The organism is Aminobacter sp. P4_D5, from assembly GCF_056401815.1.
This window is the reverse complement of record NZ_JBFUIP010000076.1, coordinates 1-17,532: the sequence shown is the minus strand read 5'-3', so window position 1 is coordinate 17,532 and position 17,532 is coordinate 1. Positions and strand designations below refer to the sequence as shown.

Below are 17,532 nucleotides of genomic sequence, written 5' to 3'. Positions count from 1 at the left end.
TATATTGAATGGCTAATCAATGCACAAACTGAAAGGCAATGCAATGGCGAAACGATCAATCAAGGCGATGCGCCGGGAAGAATTGATGGACGCCGCGGTCGCTGTCATCGGGGACGAAGGTATGTCCGGCGCCACGATGGCAGCCATCGCCCGGCGCGCTGGAATGTCGGCCGGGCTGGTCAATCACTATTTCGACAGCAAAGAAGAGCTGATGGCGCTGGCCATGCGTAATCTGTCGAACCTGTTTCGTCAGGATATTCTCAAGCTGGCGCCTGCAAATCCGACGCCGGTGCAGCGGCTGCGGGCGATCGTCGACGGCTCGTTCGCGCCGCAGCACTTGGGCGCGYCCAAGCGCGCGGCGGCGTGGATGCAGTTCATGATCGCTTCCCAGACCGAGCCGCGCATCAAGCATCTCTATCATCTGACGGGCGCGCGCTTCGTCTCTAACATCCGCTACGCCGTCAAACAGTTGGTTCCCGCCAGTCAGGTCGACGATACCGTCAACGGCATTGTAGCCTTGATAGACGGCTTTTTCTGGCAGATCGCCCGCGACTATGAGGAAGGGGATTTGGAAAATGCCCGAAGAATCTGTTGGCGTTACGTCTGCTTGTTGATCCCCGCTATCAATCCATAGGACGCGCCTAGACGGAGCGCGGCGCCTGCCGCCCCGTGTCGCCAGCGTGCTCCTGCCGTCACCATGCCGCAAGCCTCTGACCGACCGCCTCCGCCGCCTCTCGCGAGCACGCTATAGTTGGCCACATCCGGGCAGTCGAAGCGTTCGATCGCGAGCGGACGCAACGCAGCACGTCCGTCTTCGCTTTCATGGGCGCACAACAGTGCCTGCCGCAGGGCTGACACCATATCGGCGGGCGCAGTTCTGGATGCAACGAGCGTTGGACATGGAAGTGGCCGGATCGTTGCGACGACGCGCAATCCCACCACTGCATCCGGTTCGTATATTGACAACAACTTGTAGGCGTAGGCATCCATAGCCCCGACCTCAATGCGGCCCTCACGGGAATCCCGGACTGTCCAACCCCAAATCGCCGTCGGTAGGTCCGCAGCCATTTGGACCGGCCCATCGCCGCAGTTAGAAGGACGGGTGTAAAGGACACAGACTGCGGACTAGCATCGGCGTTTGGGCCGATTTGGCGCGGAATCTGGCAGTTTTGGGGCTCCGTGGGAATCTCTGCAACGATACACGCTGAGGGAAGAGGAAGTTCCTGGGGTTGAAGCGGTTGACGCGGATAGGGCGGAAGCGTTCGAGGGCCGTCGTCGACCTCGTCAACAGGCTCGAGACTGAGACCCGTGCCGGTCGGCAGGGCCGCATCGCAGACCATCTCACCCGGCTCGAATTCGTCGTGTTCGACGAACTCGGCTATCTTCCCTTTGCCCAGGCCGGCGGGCAGTTGCTCTTCCACCTGATCTCGAAGCTCTACGAGCGCACCTCGATCATCATCACCAACAACCTGGCATTCGGTGAATGGCCGAGCGTMTTCGGCGACGCCAAGATGACRACSGCSCTGCTCGACCGCCTSACSCAYCAYTGCGASATCGTCGAGACCGGAAACGAATCCTGGCGCTTCAAGAGCCGCTCTCAAGGCTAAAGCCGAAAAGCCAATTAGCCGCGCCCGATCAGGCTGCGCAACCCCGACCAGCTCCCCTGATCGGGCGCTAACCGGCGTGCCCTTCAACACCCCAACACCGGGGTTCCTTTTGCGCGAAAATACAGGGTCCCGATTCCGCGATCATTGCCACTTTGCTGCGTGCATGCAGAGCGGCTCCTGCAAAAACTGATGCCAGCCAAACCCCACCAGGTGCATCTGGTCGAGAACATGCGCGATCTGATCTGGCGCTTTCATAAAGCGCTCAAAGCTTTCCGACAAAACCCCTCGCCCGGTCTCAGCGACGCGTTCCACAAGCGGTTCGATCGAATATTCTCGATCCGCACTGGCTATGCTGAGCTCGACAAGCTTCTGGTGCGGCTGCATCGTCGCAAGGATGAACTGCTGCGCGTGCTGGAGCGGCCGGAGATCCCGCTTCACACCAATGCCTCGGAGAACGACCTGCGCAGCTTTGTGACCAAGCGAAAGATCTCCGGTGGCACCATGAGCCGTGACGGCCGCATTGCGCGTGACACCATGCTCGGTCTGGTGAAGACCTGCAAAAAGCTCGGCCTGTCTTTCTATCGCTATCTTGGCGACCGGCTCGGCATCGCCGATCGGGATCAAGACATCCCGCCGCTAGCAGGCCTCATCGTGGCAAGAGCCTAAGCATTGCGACGCCTGCGGCTCCGGATGCTGCGACTTCGCCTGCATTCATCCACAACCCGCTCCTGATCGTGATCGCCGTGAACCGACACGGTGCCGGCCTGGCGCACAACCGCAATCACAACGCGTGCAATAAGCCAATGGCGTCGCTTCATCGAGGCTGGTGCCAAAAACCAGGCTGCGATCCGACGAGGTTGCCTGGCAAAGCGCCACCGCCACCCAATCTGCCCCGGTTACCTGTGAGGCGGTAACTGGGGCGGATTTGTTGTCGGGACGACCAGCTTGCGCGCGCTGCGACGCGATGTTCTACGTGGAGTCAGAAACAATCAGGGATGTTTTTGGCCAGGGTTCAGTTTCTCAACCGAGCGTTTTGCCCTCAGAGGAGCTCGTCACGTTAAGTTTGGCTCAGCAAGTTTTTCATAGATGATGAGCATGAACCACCCCGCCGTCAGCTACAAGCGCCACCGTTTCCCACCGCAAATCATCGCTCATGCCGTGTGGCTGTACTATCGGTTCCCGCTGAGCCTGCGCCTGGTCGAGGAAATGCTGCTTGAGCGCGGGATTGTGGTGTCTTACGAAACCATCCGCCGCTGGGGGATCAAGTTCGGGCCGGACTACTCGCCGGCTGCCGCGCAAGCGACCTTCGCGGCAAGATATTTGGCATATGGATGAGGTCGTGATCTCCATCGCGGGCAAGACGCACTATCTGTGGCGCGGGAGTTGTCAACTTAACGAGAATTACTGCCGTCTACTCGTCAAGCGAAAAATCGTGCCGTAAGCAAATCAAAGGCTTATGACGACTAAAATCGGGCTGGAGTCTCTCCAGACGCGCTATACTGCGTTAAGTTGACAACTCCCTCCAATTTGCTCGGCAATATAGTTGAGCATCGCCTTGGGCGGCATCTCGTTGGCCATCAGCGCGCGGCCCAATAACGCATCAGGCAGAGCTGCACCGCAAAGCCGAGCCGACTATGCTCCCGTCTGCGGACCTCGATTTTGAGCCGGCCGGTGACTGGGAATAGTGGCGGATCAAGCTATCCTCGTCGGTGGGAATATCGAAAAGCGCCTGCCGGTCCTGAACTTTGAGAAGTTTCCGCTTGGCCATTTGCTACTCCCTACATTTGCGCACCAATGACCGTGCCCTGTACGTTAAGGTTCGATTCCGTACAGGGGCAAAACCGCCTGTCCACAAATTATATTGACACACTAATGAACAGGAGAGATGTTCCGGACAGCCTATTCGGACGAAATTGAACCTATGCCACGCACCTTCGCCTATGCCCGCGTCTCGACGACGGGCCAGACCACTGAGGACCAGATCCAGGAAATCCAGGCCGCAGGCTTTCTGGTCGAACCTCGCCGGATCATCACCGAGACGGTTTCCGGCAGCACCGCCATCGCTCAAAGGCGGGGGTTCACCCGGCTTATGGACAGGCTGGAATCCGGCGATGTTCTGATCGTGACCAAGCTTGACCGTCTCGGCCGCGATGCTATCGACGTCAGCTCAACGGTTAAGGCACTGGCTGAAATCGGCGTGCGGGTTCACTGCCTTGCGCTTGGTGGCGTTGATCTCGCCAGCTCGGCCGGCACGATGACCATGAACGTCCTCAATGCCGTCGCACAGTTTGAACGCGATCTGTTGATCGAGCGGACGCAATCCGGCCTTAAGCGTGCCAAGGCAGAGGGGAAAATTCTCGGCCGCCCATCAACCCTGAGCGAAAAGCAGAAACAAGATGCGCGTGTCGAGCTGACGGCCGGACTGAGCGTTTCGGCCGTCGCCAGGAAGTTCGCAACAAGCCGCCAGACTATCATGCGGATACGCGACGAGGGTTCACGCTCCGTTCGGTCTTAGCGCAGGATTTTGAACTGCTCTTGTCCTGACCCCCAGTTCGGCCGCAGCTCCGAAAAGCTCGACGTCGATCAGCAGGCCTTTGCCTTCGACGAGGTCCAGACCGGGCTCGGCGCGATCGAGGCCGAGCTTGAAGCGGCAAAGCCGGCAAGCGAGCGCCGTGCTGCGCGGCCGCGCAAGGCGTTCCCGAAGCATCTGGAGCGCGTCGAGATCATCATCGAGCCGGAGACCGTCGCCGCGCTTTGCCCCTGCGGCAACTGTATGCCAGTGCGGATCGGCGAAGACGTCTCCGAGCGGCTCGACGGGACGCCGGCGAAGTTCCGCGTGTTTTGGAACCCGATGGCGGCGAGGTTCGTGGAACTTGAATGGCATCAGCTGACCCGGCTACGTTGAACCCTGCGTGCCGATACCATTCAAACGGCATCAACGCACCAAGGCCACAGGAGGGCGGCGGCAGCCATGAACATGGACAATCCGAGCATCCGTCAGATTCTGATGATCAAATCACTCGCGGGTCTTGCGCTGCAAAGGATGACAGTCGCCGCCTCATCGGGAGGGCTGATTCCTTCTGGATAGACAACAGTGCCCGAAACCAGTTCGGCGGCGCATGTGAGACATATGCCTGATCTGCAGGAGGCTTCCTTTGTCAAACTCAACCGCTCCAGGAAATCGAGGAGTGGCCCGTCGGACGGAGTCCACTCCGCCTCCACCCCGGACGGCTCGAATCGTATCCATGCCTTTACTCGCAGGCAGAATATTCTCTTCATCCCGCTTTTTCAGCATCAGTGAGCCTGGGTTTTTCGGAGCCTACATTCGGTCAGGGCGCTGCCTATGTCGTCAAAACCGGCAATCCCAAGGGACTGAAAACGTTCAAGGATATCACGACGACCGAAGGGGCGGTCCTGGCGGGAGGCACGGAAGAAACACTGGCGCTGAAGGATGGAGTTCCAGACGAAAAGCTTTTGCGGGTCGGGGACAAGTCGGCGGGGTTGGGTGCGGTAATGTCCGGTCGCGCCGACGGATTTGCGCTGTCGGCATTCGCCATTGCCGACATCGTGTTAAGCGCTGGAGAACTCCTGGGCGTGGAGAGTTCCGGTTCGATCACCGAAATCGCCGGCGAAACTTACAAAGGCCACGGCGCGATAGCGTTCCGCAAAGGCGAGGCTGCAGAACAAGCGCAGAACCAGGAGTTCGTCCAAGCCTTCAATGCGATCCAGACCAGCTATCTGCAAGACGGCGAGGGCTACGCGAAGATGGCGGCCCGCTGGGGCTTTACGCCGAATGACCGTCCGGACAAGACGACAGCAGAACTCTGCTCGAAAGGTCTGTAGCTCATACCGGACAAGGCGGGCTTCGGCCCGTCTTCACGCCTTGGAGGCCCCTTGCTTTGTCGATCCGCGCACTCTTCATCCTGTTTCTCGCGACACTTATTCTGGGTGGCGTCTATTTTGCGAACTCGCCATTCTCCGACAGCCTGTTGGTCTTCGCGGACGCGGCGCTGACAACTGTCAAGATCACGATCTGCGCARCCATCCTATCGGTTATCTTCGCCTTTGCGGGTGGGCTCGGAAGAATGGCGCCCTTTGCCCCTGTGCGCTGGACGGCCGCTGCCTATGTCGAGATCTTTCGCGGCACCTCGGCGCTCGTTCAGCTCTTCTGGCTGTTCTACGTGCTTCCGCTGTTCGGTCCGCGCATAGATCCGTTCAGCGCCGGCGTTCTCGGCGTCGCCCTGAATGTCGGCGCCTATGGCGGCGTGGTGGTAGAGGCCGCCGTCCGCGCTGTGCCGAAGGGGCAGTATGAGGCGGCGATCGCACTTAACATGTCGCCCTGGACGCGAATGCGACGCATTATCCTGCCGCAAGCGTTCGTGCTGATGATCCCGCCATGGGGAAACCTGTTCATCCAGTTGTTCAAGCTAACCGCCCTGGTTTCGTTCATCGGTATTTCCGACCTCACCTATACGGCATACCAGCTCAACCAGACCACCTATCGGACGGTTGAAGTGTTCACCATCATCTTGTTCTTCTATTTCGCGATAGGGCTGCTCATTACGATCGGAATGAGGCTTCTGGCCCGGCTGGCCGGCCAGGGTCTTTTGGTGGGACGTTCGGCATGATCTGGGATTGGGATTATGCGATCGGCATCGTTCCCGATCTCGCCATGGCCTCGACTGTCACGCTTGCCGCGACATTTGGCGGTTTTGCCCTGGCGCTTGTTCTCGGGCTGGTGCTGGCGGTTCTAGGCTCGCTACGCACGGCGCTCGTAACCGTGCCGGTCATGGTGTTCATCGAGTTCATCCGCTCGACCCCGTTGCTGATACAGCTCTTCGCGCTCTATTATTTCCTGCCGTTATGGGGGGTGACGTTGCCATCCTTTGCCTGTGGGATTGTCGCGCTGGGAGTCCACTACTCAGCCTATTGCGCAGAAGTATACCGGTCCGGGATCGACAACGTGCCACGCGGCCAGTGGGAGGCGGCAACCGCCCTGAACATGCCGCTTGCGACGACTTACTGGCGGATCATCCTGCCTCAAGCTATTCCACCGGTGATCTTGCCACTCGGAAATTATTTCGTGGCGATGTTCAAGGAGACGCCCGTGCTGCTCGCCATAGCGGTTATCGAACTTGTCGCAACCGCGCGCATCATCGGTAATGACACGTTCCGCTACACCGAGCCGATCACGCTAGCGGGGCTATTTTTCCTCGTCTTCAGCATGGTTGCCGGCGGCGCCGTGCGGCTGCTTGATCAGCGCGTCAAATTGAAGGGTGCATAACATGGAACCAATTGTTCGATTTGAAGCCGTTTCAAAGCGCTACGGGTCGTTGGCAGTCCTGGACAATCTGTGTCTAGAGGTCATGCCGGGCGAGCGAGTGACGATCATAGGTCCGTCCGGATCGGGAAAGACAACGGTGCTGCGCGCCCTGATGACGCTCGATAAAATCAGCGAGGGTGTGATCTGGGTCGCCGGCCGGCCTATCACCCATATGCCCCGAAAGGCGGGTGGATTGGCAGTTGCTGATGAGCGCTACCAACGCACTGTCCGCGGTGATGTCGGCATGGTTTTCCAGCAGTTCAATCTCTTCCCGCACATGACGGCGCTTCAAAATTGCATGGAGGCGCCGATGCGCGTCAATGGGATGAGCCGGACGGAAGCCGAGTCGCGGGCTGCGGATTTGCTGAAAATGGTCGGCCTTCTGGACAAGACCAGGCATTATCCCAGCCAGCTTTCGGGGGGACAGCAGCAGCGTGTGGCAATTGCCCGCGCACTCGCCATGCGGCCCAAGGTCATGCTTTTCGACGAGGTCACTTCGGCGCTCGACCCGGAAGTGATCGGCGAGGTGCTGGCGGTAATTCGCAATCTCGCCGCCGAGCACAAGCTGACCATCCTGATGGTCACGCATCAGATGGCCTTCGCGCGGGAATTTTCCGACCGGGTATGCTTTTTCCATGGCGGTCGGGTTCATGAGCAGGGAGGACCTGATGAACTGTTCGGAGCACCGCGGGAAGAGCGAACCCGAGCATTCCTCCACGTGACCGAGGCCCATTGATCGCCGTGACCAACGAGGAAAATTTCCTTACGAAGGACGAGCCATTGCGTCGGCGGACAGCATCGCAAGAGCGTTTCGACGCGCTCCATGAAGAGATACGGATGCGAATCTGCACGATGGATTACCCGCCGGCGTTTCGCCTCAGCGAGGAAGCGCTGGCGCTGGAATTCAATGTCAGCCGCTCACCGATCCGCCGGGTTCTTGCCAGGCTGGAGTTCGACGGGCTTGTCGAAATTCGCCATGGCGTTGGGTCGGTTGTGACGATGATCCAGCCGTATCAGTTGAACGAGGTCTATGCATTGCGCATGGCGCTGGCGGAATTGATGGGCGTGCTCGACCCGCTGCCGTCCACGCCCGAAACCATCGCCAGCATGCGCCATTACCAGGCCGCTTTCCTCGCACTCAAGGGCCGGCGCGACACTCGTGAATTCGCGCGTGTCAATATCGCCTATTACGAGGCGTTGACGGAGCAGGTCGGAAACAGCCTGCTGCGCGACATGCTGCGCAAGCTGTTCTTCCTGACATCCCGGATGTGGCTTCTCGTTCTACCTTCAATGGATTGGGATGAAACGCTGGACGACATCGCCACAGAAGTCGAGGATCTGATCCGCGCGATGGAGATTGACGATCGCCTCGGTATCGGTCTAGTTGCCCGAAATCATGTGTTTCGCTCCATGACCCATTTGTCAGCCGCGCTAAGGAGAACGAATGACCGAGGCAGATAATGAAGGATTGTAGATGTTGACCGTCGACTGTCACATTGAAATTCCGGTGCCGTCAAGTTATTCCGACGTCTATCCGCGCCTTGCGACGAGAATGCCACCAATCACGATGACGCCGCCCGCGGCCTGCATCGCGCCCAGCGGCTCGTCAAGTATAATCCAGGCAACGCAAGAGGCTATGATTGGCTGTGTCAACAGCGTCAGCGACGAGAATGAAGCGGGCAGCAAGGCGAGCGCATAGACAATGAGGCCCTGGCCGCCGACGTGGCATAGCAAGGCCAGGGCGAGAACGATCGCCCAGGCATAAATGGTCACCGGTACGAATGACGGTTCGAAGAGCAACGCAACCGGAAGAATACAGACCGCCGCGGTGGCAGACGACCAGAGAAGGGTCGTCAGCGTCGAATAGCGGCTGCGCAGCCGTGACAAGGTGAGAATATAGCCGGCATAGAATACAGCCGCCAGAACCGCGATGGCATCACCACCCAGATGGCTGGAACCGCCGGATAGAGCGCCGTTGAGCAGAACGACGCCGCAGATGGCCAGCGCCAGCCCGGCGAGGAACGCCCGGCTGACCGTATTTGCGAACAGCAGCCAGCCGCCGAGCACGACGAAGATCGGCGACATATTGGCAAGCAGCGTGGCATTGGCGACAGAGGTAACATGGATGGAGATGTGCCAGGCTAGAAGGTCGCCGGCCAGCATCACACCAGGCACAGTCAGGGCAACAGCATCGCGAAGTGAGCCCGGCTGCGGGTCGCTTCTCGCCGGCCGAACTTGGATTGCTTGCCACGCAAGCAGCGGCAGCATGGCAAGCCCGACGCGCCAGAAGGCGGTTGAAACCGGGCCGAGTTCCGACAGCCTGACAAAGATCGGCGACAGCCCGATGATGATGCCGCCGAGCACCAGCGAGGCGACCGATAGGCCGGGTGTCTGTGTGAGCGATGATTTCATGACGGGCCGAAGGTTGGAGGCGACGCGGGCCTGACTCTAAAGCCCGTCGCGCCAGAACGGATTGATGCAATGCGCCCTAAGCCTTTGGTTTTGCGCGTTGCATTGTTCCAAAACCGCTGCGCACTTTTGGGCGACACGCTTCAGCCGAGCTTGACCGCCATCACCGACACGCAGTCGCCCGCCTGGACCAGCCCTGGAAAATGTCTGGCGGCGAGTAGGCCAGAAAGGTCCGATCGGACGTCCTGAGGCGTGAGACCCGTGCTTCCGATCGGATGAATGCGCGCGACAACCTGACCGGCTATTACGGGTTGGCCGAGATCGACCATGGTCTCGATTAGACCGTCGCTTTCGGCAAAGCAAAAACATCCGTCCGGCATGTCGAGCCAAGTCGTCGGCGCGGTCTCGATGGCGCCATCAAGGATGCCTGCGTGGCGGAGCAAATTCGCCACGCCGCGCCGCGCGATACGCACCGTTTCGGCCGTCGACGTGCCGCCGCCGCCAAGCTCCGTGGTGACGAAGACCTTGCCCATGTCCTCGGCGGCAGTGTCGTACATGCCGACCGTGTCGATCTCCAGCATCCTCATCGACCACGGCGCCGAGAAAGCTTCGACCGCCGCAAACGCCGCCTTTTCCTGCGCCTTGTTTGGCAGTACATGCGCCGCGCACCAGGGCAGGAAGTCGAGCGTCTTGCCGCCGGAATGGAAGTCCAGCACCAGGTCCGCGCGGGGAAGCAATTCACGCTGGAAATAATCCGCGATCTTCTGCGTCACCGTTCCATCGGGCCTGCCGGGGAAAGAGCGGTTCATGTTGCCCTTGTCAATCGGCGATGTGCGCGTCGCGGTCCTGAAGGCCGGGTAGTTCATCGCGGGCACGATGATCACTGTGCCCGAGACGTCTTTCGGGTCGAGACGTCGCGCCAGGTCGAACAGCGCCAGCGGGCCCTCGTATTCGTCGCCATGGTTGCCGCCCGTCAGCAACGCGGTCGGACCCGCACCCTTCCTGACGACGCAGATCGGGATCATCACCGAGCCCCACGCTGAATCGTCACGGCTGTACGGCAGGCGCAGATGGCCGTGCTGGACGCCGTCGCGGTCGAAATCGACGCTGGGCGAGATCGGCGAAGGCCGCATGTCAGTTGTCATGATCAGTCCTTCACCACCAGCTTGCGCGGCACGTTGGCCAGGCACTCGACGCCGGTTTCGGTGATCAGGATCGATTCGGTGATTTCCAGCCCCATCGTCTCGAGCCACAGGCCGGTCATGAAATGGAAGGTCATGCCGGGCTTCAATTCGGTCTTGTCGCCGGGGCGCAGGCTCATCGTCCGCTCGCCCCAATCCGGCGGATAGGAAAGACCGATCGGATAGCCGGTCCGGTTGTCCTTGGTGATCCCATACTTCTTCAGGACCGCGAAGAAAGCGTTGGCGATGTCCTCGCAGGCGTTGCCAGGCCTGGCTGCCGCCAGTCCTGCATCCATGCCTTCGAGGGTCGCCTTTTCGGCATCGAGGAAGGCCTGCGTCGGCTTGCCGAGGAAGACGGTTCGGGATAGGGGCACATGATAGCGGTTGTAGCAGCCGGCAATCTCGAAGAACGTGCCTTCGCCTGATTTCATCGGCCTGTCGTCCCAGGTGAGGTGCGGCGCCGAGGCATCCTCTCCGGACGGCAGCAGCGGCACGATCGCCGGATAGTCGCCGCCGAACTCCGGCGTGCCGCGAATGCCGGCATCGTAGATTTCGGCGACCAGATCGCATTTGCGCAGGCCCACCTGCGCCTTCTCAACGATGCGCGCATGCATTGCCTCGACGATGCGGGCTGCGTTGCGCATGTAGTCGATCTCGGTCGGGCTTTTCACCGCGCGCTGCCAATTGACCAGCGCCGTGGCGTCGACGAAGCGCGCATTCGGGAGATGTCTTTGCAGCGAAGCGAAGGCCGCGGCGGAGAAATAATAATTGTCCATCTCGACGCCGATGGTGAGCTTGTCCCAACCGCGATCGGCAATGACCTTGGACAGGTAGTCCATCGGGTGGCGCTCGATCGACTGCACATAGTGGTCGGCGTAGCCGACGATGTTGTCTGCCGAGAGATAAGCGGTGCGCTTTGCGCCATTGGCGTCCTGGCCGCGGCCATACCAGACCGGCTCGCCGTCCGGCGGTACCAGAACAGCCTGGTGGACGTAGAACGACCAGCCGTCGTAGCCAGTAAGCCACGCCATGTTCGAGGGATCCGAGCAGATCAGCAGATCGACACCCTTGGCCTGCATGGCGCGCCGGGACTTGGCCAGCCGCTCGTCATATTCCGCGCGGGTGAATTTCAGATTGGGCTGCATTTCCTTAAAATCCTGCTTGTTGGGCCCTCTTTCTGGGCCGGGTAGAATTCAGCTTTCGAACGTCGTTCCGGCGCCGGCCACTCTGGCGCGATCCCGCGCCAGAGTGGCGATCGCGGTGTCCTGCACGCCGGTCCCGGTCAGATCGGCGATGGTGATGTCGCTAGGCGCGCGGCGTCCTGGCCTCGCGCCCGCGATTATCTGGCCAAGTTCGGTGATATCGGCCTCGGCTCCGACAAGTCGGGCAAGAACCGCGTGATGCAGTTCGCCCAGCCGGCGCGTCTGCCTTGCGCTGTCGGCGACGTAGAGATCGACCATTCCGATCAATGCGGGCGCCAGCTCGTTCTTGTGTTCGGCGTCCGACCCCATCGCGGTGATATGCTGGCCAGGTTCTACGAAACCCGCGCGGATCAGCGGCTCGGTTGACGGCGTGGTCGTGACGATGATGTCCGAACCGGCGACGGCCTTTGCCGCATCAGGTTCGGCGCGCACGGCGATGCTAAGCTGCTCGCGCAGCGTGCCCGCCAGCCGATCCGCCTTGGCGGCGTCGCGCGCCCAGATGCGGACTTCGGCGATCGGTCGCACGAGCATCAACGCTTCAAGTTGCAACACGGCCTGAACGCCGGCGCCGAAAATCGTCGCAACGGATGCGTTGGGCCGCGCCAGATATTTCGCTGCCACCGCGCCGGCTGCAGCGGTGCGGATATCGGTCAGATAGCCATTGTCCAGCAGCAGCGCCTCGACCAGACCGGTCTTGGCCGACAACAGGACCATCATGCCGTTGACGCTGGGCAGTCCAATCTTCGGGTTGTCGAAGAAGCCGGGGCTGATCTTGATGGCGAAGGCATCGATGCCCGGCACATAGGCGGTCTTCACGTCGACTTCGCCGCGGTACTCGGGAATGTCGAGCCGCAGGATCGGCGGCATGGCGACGGCAAGCGTCGCCAGCGCGCGGAAGGCGTTTTCCACGCAGGCCACCGCGTCGTGATCCAGTTTGACGATCTGGCGCAGGTCCGCCTCGGTGAGGATGGTCATCGAATTCATGTCGCGTGCTCCTGGGGGTGCGAGAAGTCCATCTGCTCGAAACGGGTCCGCTCGCCGTTGATCACCTGCCTGTGCAGCGTCATGTCGATGTTGCGGCCGGAGACCAGGGCGATCATCGGTCCGCTTGACCGCACCTTGCCGGCAAGGATCGCCGCCACGCCCACGGCGCCGGCGCCTTCCACGACCTCTCGCTCCTGCTCGTAAAGATGCCGGATGCCGGCCGCGATTTCGGATTCGGTCAGCAGCACGACATCGTCGAGCAAGTCGCAACACATCGCGAATGTCACGCGATTGTTGAGGCCGACGCCGCCGCCGAGCGAATCCGCCAGCGTCGGCAGTTCCTCGACCGGCAGGGGCCGGCCGTTGTCGAGGCTCGCCTTCATCGCCGCGCCGCGCGCCATTGACACACCGATCACCCGTGTAGAGGGGTTTGTTCCCTTGACCGACGCGGCGACGCCGGACGCGAGCCCACCGCCAGAAAGCTGCACCAGAACAGTTGCAGCGTCAGGCACGGCCTGCATCATCTCCAGCCCGAGCGTGCCTTGACCGGCGACGATGTGCGGATGGTCGAAAGGCGGCAGCATGACCAGCCGCTCTTCAGCCACCAGCCGCTCGACCTCCTGCTGGGCGTCGTCCTGGCTGTCGCCGACGATGCGCACATCCGCGCCGAGCCGCTTGATTTCATCCACCTTGTTGCCGGGCACCAGCCGCGACATGCAGATGACGGCCCGGACCCCTTCCAGCCTTGCGGCATGGGCCAGCGCGCGGCCGTGATTGCCGGTCGAGGCGGCGACGACGCCGCGGCGCTTGTCGGCGTCGCTCAGTTGGGCGACCGCGTTCGACGCGCCGCGCAGCTTGAAGCTGCCGGTGGTCTGCCGATGCTCGAGCTTGAGATGCACCGGCACGCCCGCAATCGCACTCAACGAGGTCGACAGCACGGTCGGCGTCCGCTCGATCCTACCGGCGATGCGTTCGGCCGCGGCACGGATATCCGCAAGCGTCACGCTCATGCGGCACGCAGCGGCAGCGTGAATAACCGGCCGAACGCGGGATGCGCGGAATCGTCGGCCGTCAGGCGCAGGCATTGCCAGGCGGTCGCTTGGTTGCTGCTGACGGCGGGCCGGCCGATCGCCGCTTCGATGGCGGGCATGGCGAGCGCGGCGCGTAGCGCCGTGCACGATATGAACAGCGCGTCCGACTGGCTTGCGGTCGCGTCACGCGCCAGGTCCGCCAGAGCTTGAGGTGGAATGCGCGCCATCTCGCGGTCGTCGTCGAAGCCGAGGCAGGTGAAGCGGTCGATCTCGAAGCCGTGGCGGCTGAAATAGGTGGCCATCGGCCGGCTGGTCTCAACCGTGTAGGGGGTGAGGATGCTGATGCGGCGTGCGCCCAGCGCCTTCAACCCGGCGATCGCGGCAAGCGGCGGCGTCACCACCGGCACGCCGGGCTTGGCCGCGCGGATCGCCACTTCGATCTCGGCGTCGCCGATGACGACAGAGGCCGAGGTGCAGGAGTAGCAGATCGCCTCAAGGGTTTCGTCCGGCAGGATGAGCGCGGCGCCAGCCGTTAGCGCCGGCTGCATCTTGCGCAGGTTTTCCGGCGTCGTCGGGTTGGCATAGGGGATTCGCGCGACATAGACGCCGGTTCGCTCGCTCGCCACCATGCGGCGGAAGTCCGGCTCGGTCGTGTGGTCGGTCGCGAGGATGATCAGGCCGACGCGCTTCGGCAGCGGCCGATCGTCCAGCGCCGGCCGCGTCGGGTGAAGATCGATCTGCACATTTGGTTGCATAGGTGCGTTCATCTCTCGATCCGTCCGTAATGGTGTTCCAGCCAGCGCAGCAGCATGACGGCGACGAGGCTGATCGCCAGGAAGAACGCGCCGACCAGCGTGATCGGCTCGATGTAGCGATAGTAGGTGTTCGCGACGCTTTTCGCCTGGTTCATCAGTTCCAGCACGGTGATGGCCGAGAGCAGCGGCGTCTCCTTGAACATGGCGATGAAGTAGTTGGCGAGCGCCGGGATCATCGGCGGGATCGCCTGCGGCATGATGATCCGCGTCCAGGTCTGCCGGTTGCTGAGATTGCAGGCCTTGGCGGCCTCCCACTGGCCGCGCGGCACATTGTCAATGCCGGCGCGATAGACCTCGGCCGTATAGGTGCCGTAGTGCAGCCCGAGCCCGATCACGCCAGCCAGCAACGGCGGCAGCAGGATGCCGATGTCCGGCAGCACGTAGAAGATGAAATAGAGCTGCACCAAAAGCGGCGTGCCGCGGATGAACTCGGCGAAGAAGCCCACGCTGCGCGCAACGATGCGGTTTTCCGAACGCCGGCCGAGCGCGATGCCAAGGYCGACCACGGCTGACAACACCGAGCCCAGCAATGTGGCGAGGATGGTGATCTTCACGCCCTGGATGAGGGTGGGCATGATTTCCCAGACGAATTTCCAGTCCCACTCCATCAGGTGCGCACTCCGTCTAGGCCGCGCGCCATCCGCCGTTCAAGGGCGCGGATGGAGAAGGCGATGATCATGGCGAAGGCGAAATACAGAACCAGGATGGTGGCGAACGGGAACAGCGTGTTGCCGGTCTGCGCGCGCACGATATTGGCCTGGAAGGTCATGTCGGATAGCGAGATCAGCGACACCACCGATGTCGCCTTCAGCAGCTCGATCGCGTTGTTGCCGAAGGTCGGCAGCATCACCAGCAGCGCCTGCGGCAGGATGACCTTGCTCATGCATTGCCAGCGGCTGAGATTGAGCGCGATGCAGGCCTCGTACTGTTCCCAGCCGACTGACTGGATGGCGCCGCGCACCACCTCCGCCGCATAGGCGCCGACATTGAGGCCGAGCGCCAGTACGCCCGCCTGCAACGGCGTCAGCGATACGCCTGCGAACGGCAGCACGAAATAGGCGAAGAACAACTGCACGAAGATGGATGTGCCGCGAAAGAACTCGATATAGGCCGTCGCCAGCCATCTGATCGCGAAGACACGCGAAATCCGCCCCAGTCCGGCAACAAACGCCATCACCAACGCGAGTGCTGAGCCCATCACAGTGAGCTGCACCGTGACGACTGCGCCTTGCAGGATCAGGCTGAGATATCCGGACCAGTCGGCCATGGGTTCTTGAAGTATCCATTCGATCGTTAGACCAGGGCTTCGGGGATAACCTCCTTCTCCCGGTTCACGGGTCCGAAGGACGGAGCGAGACAAGCGGCTCGATCCCGGTCGATGCCGGTAGGCAGATGAGGGGCGGAGCTAGGCACTCAGAACTTGCCGCCGCCCCTCATCGGGCCGTTCGGGCCACCTTCTCCCCGTGAACGGGGAGAAGGAAAATCGCTCGTCACTGCGCCGGGGCGCACAGCTTCTCCGTCGATGTCGACATCGCAGCCGCAGCCGAGAAGCCGTAGGGTTCGATGATCTTGGCGAATTCGCCCGATTCCTTCAGCTTGGCGAGTTCGACATTGAAGGCGTCGCGCAGTGCTTCGTCGCCTTTCTTGAAGGCCGCGCCGTCGCAATAGACCGGCGCGCCGACGACCGGCGCCACGACTTCCAGATTCGGATCAGCGGCCTTTTTGACCAGGTCGTTGATGGACAGCACCGGCAACGAATAGGCGTCGATGCGGCCATCCTGCACCATCTTCAGGCCGCTCTGGCCGTCCGGCACCACAACCACGCGGTCACGCGGGACGCCGGCTTCGAGTGCCAACTTTTCCTCGGTGCCGCCGCCCGGCGCGCCAACCGTGGCGGTCGCATCCTTGGCGAGGTCCTCGTAAGACTTGAAGCCTTTCGGGTTGCCCTTCTTCACCAGCAGCGCCTCGGCGTCGCAGAGAACCGGCTCGGAATAGGCGACTGCGGCGCAGCGCTCAGGCTTCATGAACAGGCCGGCGGTGACGACGTCGTGACGGCCGGCCTGCAGGCCCGGGATCATCGCGCCATATTCGGAGATCGACGCGACGATTTCCGGCACGCCGAGCTTGCCGAAGATGACGCGGGCGACATCAGGCGCTGCGCCCGACACTTTGCCGTCGGCGGCCACGGCCGTGAAGGGCGGCTCGTTGGCGATGGCGACACGGGCGAAGCCTTGTGCCCTCAACTGCTCGAGCTTGGCGTTGTCCTGTGCCGACGACGGCAGGGACAGGGCGAACGCGGCACCGAGCGCCATTGCGCCGACGCTGGCGAAAACCGCTATTTTTTTCATTGCTCCCAACTCCTTTGGTTATACGGTCTTACGGCAAAGGCGCATGCCCATGCCGCGACATTACAGTCAGACACGATGCCCGGCAGCGATGATCTTTCGCAGGAAAGTTTGCGTTCGCTCCTGCTTGGGATTGCGGAAAATCTCATCCGGCTTGCCCTCCTCGACGATCCTGCCGCGATCGAAGAACAGGATTCGGTCGGCGAAGTCATGGGCGAAGCCCATTTCGTGCGTGACCAGAAGCATGGTCATGTCGGTCTCCTCGCACAGCTTCCAAAGGACGTTGAGCACCTCTTCGACCAGTTCGGGATCGAGCGCGGACGTCACCTCGTCGAACAGCATGATCCTGGGTTGGAGCGCGAGCGCCCGGGCTATCGCCACCCGCTGCTTCTGGCCGCCGGAGAGCTGCGCGGGCATGGCCTTCGCCTTCTCCGCCATGCCGACCATGTCGAGTAGTTCCATCGCGCGCTTCTCGGCGGCAGCGCGGGCAACGCCCTTGGTCAGCATTGGCGCGAGCGTCACATTGTCGATGACCGACATATGGGGAAACAGGTTGAACAGCTGGAAGACCATGCCGATCTTCTGGCGCATCCGCGTCAGGTGCCGCTCGTCGGCCGAGACCAGCCCGCCATTCC

The 17,532-nt window shown here is 61.7% G+C and carries 20 protein-coding genes and 4 pseudogenes; 11 read left to right on the top strand and 13 right to left on the bottom strand.

The window, feature by feature from the left end; translation table 11 throughout:
* The first annotated feature begins 19 nt into the window (after positions 1 to 19).
* Complete coding sequence (betI, locus tag AC1DWF_RS17440) at positions 20 to 634, top strand: transcriptional regulator BetI (protein ID WP_476841877.1); 615 nt, start codon at positions 20 to 22, stop codon at positions 632 to 634.
* Here the strand turns inward: betI and AC1DWF_RS17435 are convergent.
* The gene (locus tag AC1DWF_RS17435) at positions 598 to 1,068 is read right to left on the bottom strand and encodes a PhnD/SsuA/transferrin family substrate-binding protein (protein WP_476789097.1); all 471 of its coding nucleotides are present in this window, start codon (positions 1,066 to 1,068) and stop codon (positions 598 to 600) included. The two genes, betI and AC1DWF_RS17435, sit on opposite strands and share 37 nt — an antisense overlap.
* A gap of 185 nt (positions 1,069 to 1,253) precedes the next feature.
* Between AC1DWF_RS17435 and AC1DWF_RS17430 the strand changes: the two are divergent.
* The 3 pseudogenes from AC1DWF_RS17430 to AC1DWF_RS17420 form a co-directional block, all read left to right on the top strand.
* Positions 1,254 to 1,607: pseudogene (locus AC1DWF_RS17430) on the top strand (ATP-binding protein); the annotation flags it as partial.
* A 150-nt stretch (positions 1,608 to 1,757) separates the two neighbouring features.
* Positions 1,758 to 2,273: pseudogene (locus AC1DWF_RS17425) on the top strand (IS66 family transposase); the annotation flags it as partial.
* A gap of 429 nt (positions 2,274 to 2,702) precedes the next feature.
* Positions 2,703 to 2,985: pseudogene (locus tag AC1DWF_RS17420) on the top strand (IS6 family transposase); the annotation flags it as partial.
* 137 nt (positions 2,986 to 3,122) lie between these two features.
* On the opposite strand, the pseudogene AC1DWF_RS17415 reads toward AC1DWF_RS17420, so the two are convergent.
* Positions 3,123 to 3,375: pseudogene (locus AC1DWF_RS17415) on the bottom strand (DUF4158 domain-containing protein); the annotation flags it as partial.
* A 153-nt stretch (positions 3,376 to 3,528) separates the two neighbouring features.
* Between AC1DWF_RS17415 and AC1DWF_RS17410 the strand changes: the two are divergent.
* Together AC1DWF_RS17410 and AC1DWF_RS17405 are read left to right on the top strand one after the other, a co-directional pair.
* Positions 3,529 to 4,122, top strand: a complete 594-nt coding sequence (locus tag AC1DWF_RS17410) for a recombinase family protein (RefSeq protein WP_476785984.1) — start codon at positions 3,529 to 3,531, stop codon at positions 4,120 to 4,122.
* A gap of 9 nt (positions 4,123 to 4,131) precedes the next feature.
* On the top strand, positions 4,132 to 4,512 hold the full coding sequence (locus AC1DWF_RS17405) for a transposase domain-containing protein (protein ID WP_476785985.1): 381 nt from the start codon (positions 4,132 to 4,134) through the stop codon (positions 4,510 to 4,512).
* Positions 4,513 to 4,604: 92 nt separating this feature from the next.
* Here the strand turns inward: AC1DWF_RS17405 and AC1DWF_RS17400 are convergent, their stop codons facing one another.
* Positions 4,605 to 4,886: a 2Fe-2S iron-sulfur cluster-binding protein gene (locus AC1DWF_RS17400; RefSeq protein WP_476785986.1), complete on the bottom strand. Its 282-nt coding sequence runs from the start codon at positions 4,884 to 4,886 to the stop codon at positions 4,605 to 4,607.
* Positions 4,887 to 4,904: 18 nt separating this feature from the next.
* On the opposite strand from AC1DWF_RS17400, the gene AC1DWF_RS17395 reads away from it, so the two are divergent.
* Genes AC1DWF_RS17395 through AC1DWF_RS17375 form a run of 5 tightly spaced genes read left to right on the top strand, consistent with a single transcriptional unit; the run spans position 4,905 to position 8,391 of the window.
* Positions 4,905 to 5,450 carry a type 2 periplasmic-binding domain-containing protein gene (locus AC1DWF_RS17395; protein ID WP_476785987.1) on the top strand — a complete coding sequence of 182 codons (546 nt, stop codon included), beginning with the start codon at positions 4,905 to 4,907 and terminating at the stop codon, positions 5,448 to 5,450.
* A 56-nt stretch (positions 5,451 to 5,506) separates the two neighbouring features.
* Positions 5,507 to 6,235: an ectoine/hydroxyectoine ABC transporter permease subunit EhuC gene (gene ehuC, locus AC1DWF_RS17390; RefSeq protein WP_476841876.1), complete on the top strand. Its 729-nt coding sequence runs from the start codon at positions 5,507 to 5,509 to the stop codon at positions 6,233 to 6,235.
* Positions 6,232 to 6,891 (top strand): ectoine/hydroxyectoine ABC transporter permease subunit EhuD, encoded by a 660-nt coding sequence (gene ehuD / locus AC1DWF_RS17385; RefSeq protein WP_476789095.1) that lies wholly within the window; start codon positions 6,232 to 6,234, stop codon positions 6,889 to 6,891. Before ehuC (AC1DWF_RS17390) ends, ehuD (AC1DWF_RS17385) begins: the two co-directional genes overlap by 4 nt.
* Position 6,892: 1 nt before the next feature.
* Entirely contained in the window at positions 6,893 to 7,666 is a 774-nt protein-coding gene (gene ehuA, locus AC1DWF_RS17380) for an ectoine/hydroxyectoine ABC transporter ATP-binding protein EhuA (RefSeq protein ID WP_476789094.1), read from the top strand.
* 5 nt (positions 7,667 to 7,671) lie between these two features.
* On the top strand, positions 7,672 to 8,391 hold the full coding sequence (locus AC1DWF_RS17375) for a GntR family transcriptional regulator (protein ID WP_476789108.1): 720 nt from the start codon (positions 7,672 to 7,674) through the stop codon (positions 8,389 to 8,391).
* 69 nt (positions 8,392 to 8,460) lie between these two features.
* Here the strand turns inward: AC1DWF_RS17375 and AC1DWF_RS17370 are convergent, their stop codons facing one another.
* From AC1DWF_RS17370 to ehuA (AC1DWF_RS17325), 10 genes are all read right to left on the bottom strand, one after another.
* Positions 8,461 to 9,342: a DMT family transporter gene (locus AC1DWF_RS17370; protein WP_476787129.1), complete on the bottom strand. Its 882-nt coding sequence runs from the start codon at positions 9,340 to 9,342 to the stop codon at positions 8,461 to 8,463.
* A 140-nt stretch (positions 9,343 to 9,482) separates the two neighbouring features.
* Positions 9,483 to 10,484 carry a N(2)-acetyl-L-2,4-diaminobutanoate deacetylase DoeB gene (doeB, locus tag AC1DWF_RS17365; protein ID WP_476789093.1) on the bottom strand — a complete coding sequence of 334 codons (1,002 nt, stop codon included), beginning with the start codon at positions 10,482 to 10,484 and terminating at the stop codon, positions 9,483 to 9,485.
* 2 nt (positions 10,485 to 10,486) lie between these two features.
* A complete protein-coding gene (doeA, locus tag AC1DWF_RS17360) occupies positions 10,487 to 11,665 on the bottom strand; it encodes an ectoine hydrolase DoeA (protein ID WP_476784691.1) in 1,179 nt (392 codons plus the stop codon).
* A 48-nt stretch (positions 11,666 to 11,713) separates the two neighbouring features.
* Positions 11,714 to 12,706, bottom strand: coding sequence for an ectoine utilization protein EutC (gene eutC / locus AC1DWF_RS17355; RefSeq protein ID WP_476784690.1), 993 nt, complete (start codon positions 12,704 to 12,706; stop codon positions 11,714 to 11,716).
* Positions 12,703 to 13,716 carry a hydroxyectoine utilization dehydratase EutB gene (gene eutB / locus AC1DWF_RS17350; RefSeq protein ID WP_476784689.1) on the bottom strand — a complete coding sequence of 338 codons (1,014 nt, stop codon included), beginning with the start codon at positions 13,714 to 13,716 and terminating at the stop codon, positions 12,703 to 12,705. Before eutB ends, eutC begins: the two co-directional genes overlap by 4 nt.
* Positions 13,713 to 14,492, bottom strand: a complete 780-nt coding sequence (gene eutA, locus AC1DWF_RS17345; RefSeq protein WP_476789107.1) for an ectoine utilization protein EutA — start codon at positions 14,490 to 14,492, stop codon at positions 13,713 to 13,715. The genes eutB and eutA overlap by 4 nt, the downstream gene beginning before the upstream one ends.
* A gap of 8 nt (positions 14,493 to 14,500) precedes the next feature.
* Positions 14,501 to 15,160 (bottom strand): ectoine/hydroxyectoine ABC transporter permease subunit EhuD, encoded by a 660-nt coding sequence (gene ehuD, locus AC1DWF_RS17340; RefSeq protein ID WP_476841875.1) that lies wholly within the window; start codon positions 15,158 to 15,160, stop codon positions 14,501 to 14,503.
* A complete protein-coding gene (ehuC, locus tag AC1DWF_RS17335) occupies positions 15,160 to 15,819 on the bottom strand; it encodes an ectoine/hydroxyectoine ABC transporter permease subunit EhuC (protein WP_476784687.1) in 660 nt (219 codons plus the stop codon). The genes ehuD (AC1DWF_RS17340) and ehuC (AC1DWF_RS17335) overlap by 1 nt, the downstream gene beginning before the upstream one ends.
* A 223-nt stretch (positions 15,820 to 16,042) precedes the next feature.
* Entirely contained in the window at positions 16,043 to 16,864 is an 822-nt protein-coding gene (gene ehuB / locus AC1DWF_RS17330) for an ectoine/hydroxyectoine ABC transporter substrate-binding protein EhuB (RefSeq protein ID WP_476784693.1), read from the bottom strand.
* 102 nt (positions 16,865 to 16,966) lie between these two features.
* On the bottom strand, positions 16,967 to 17,532 hold a 566-nt coding region (gene ehuA, locus AC1DWF_RS17325; protein ID WP_476841874.1), incomplete at its 5' end, for an ectoine/hydroxyectoine ABC transporter ATP-binding protein EhuA.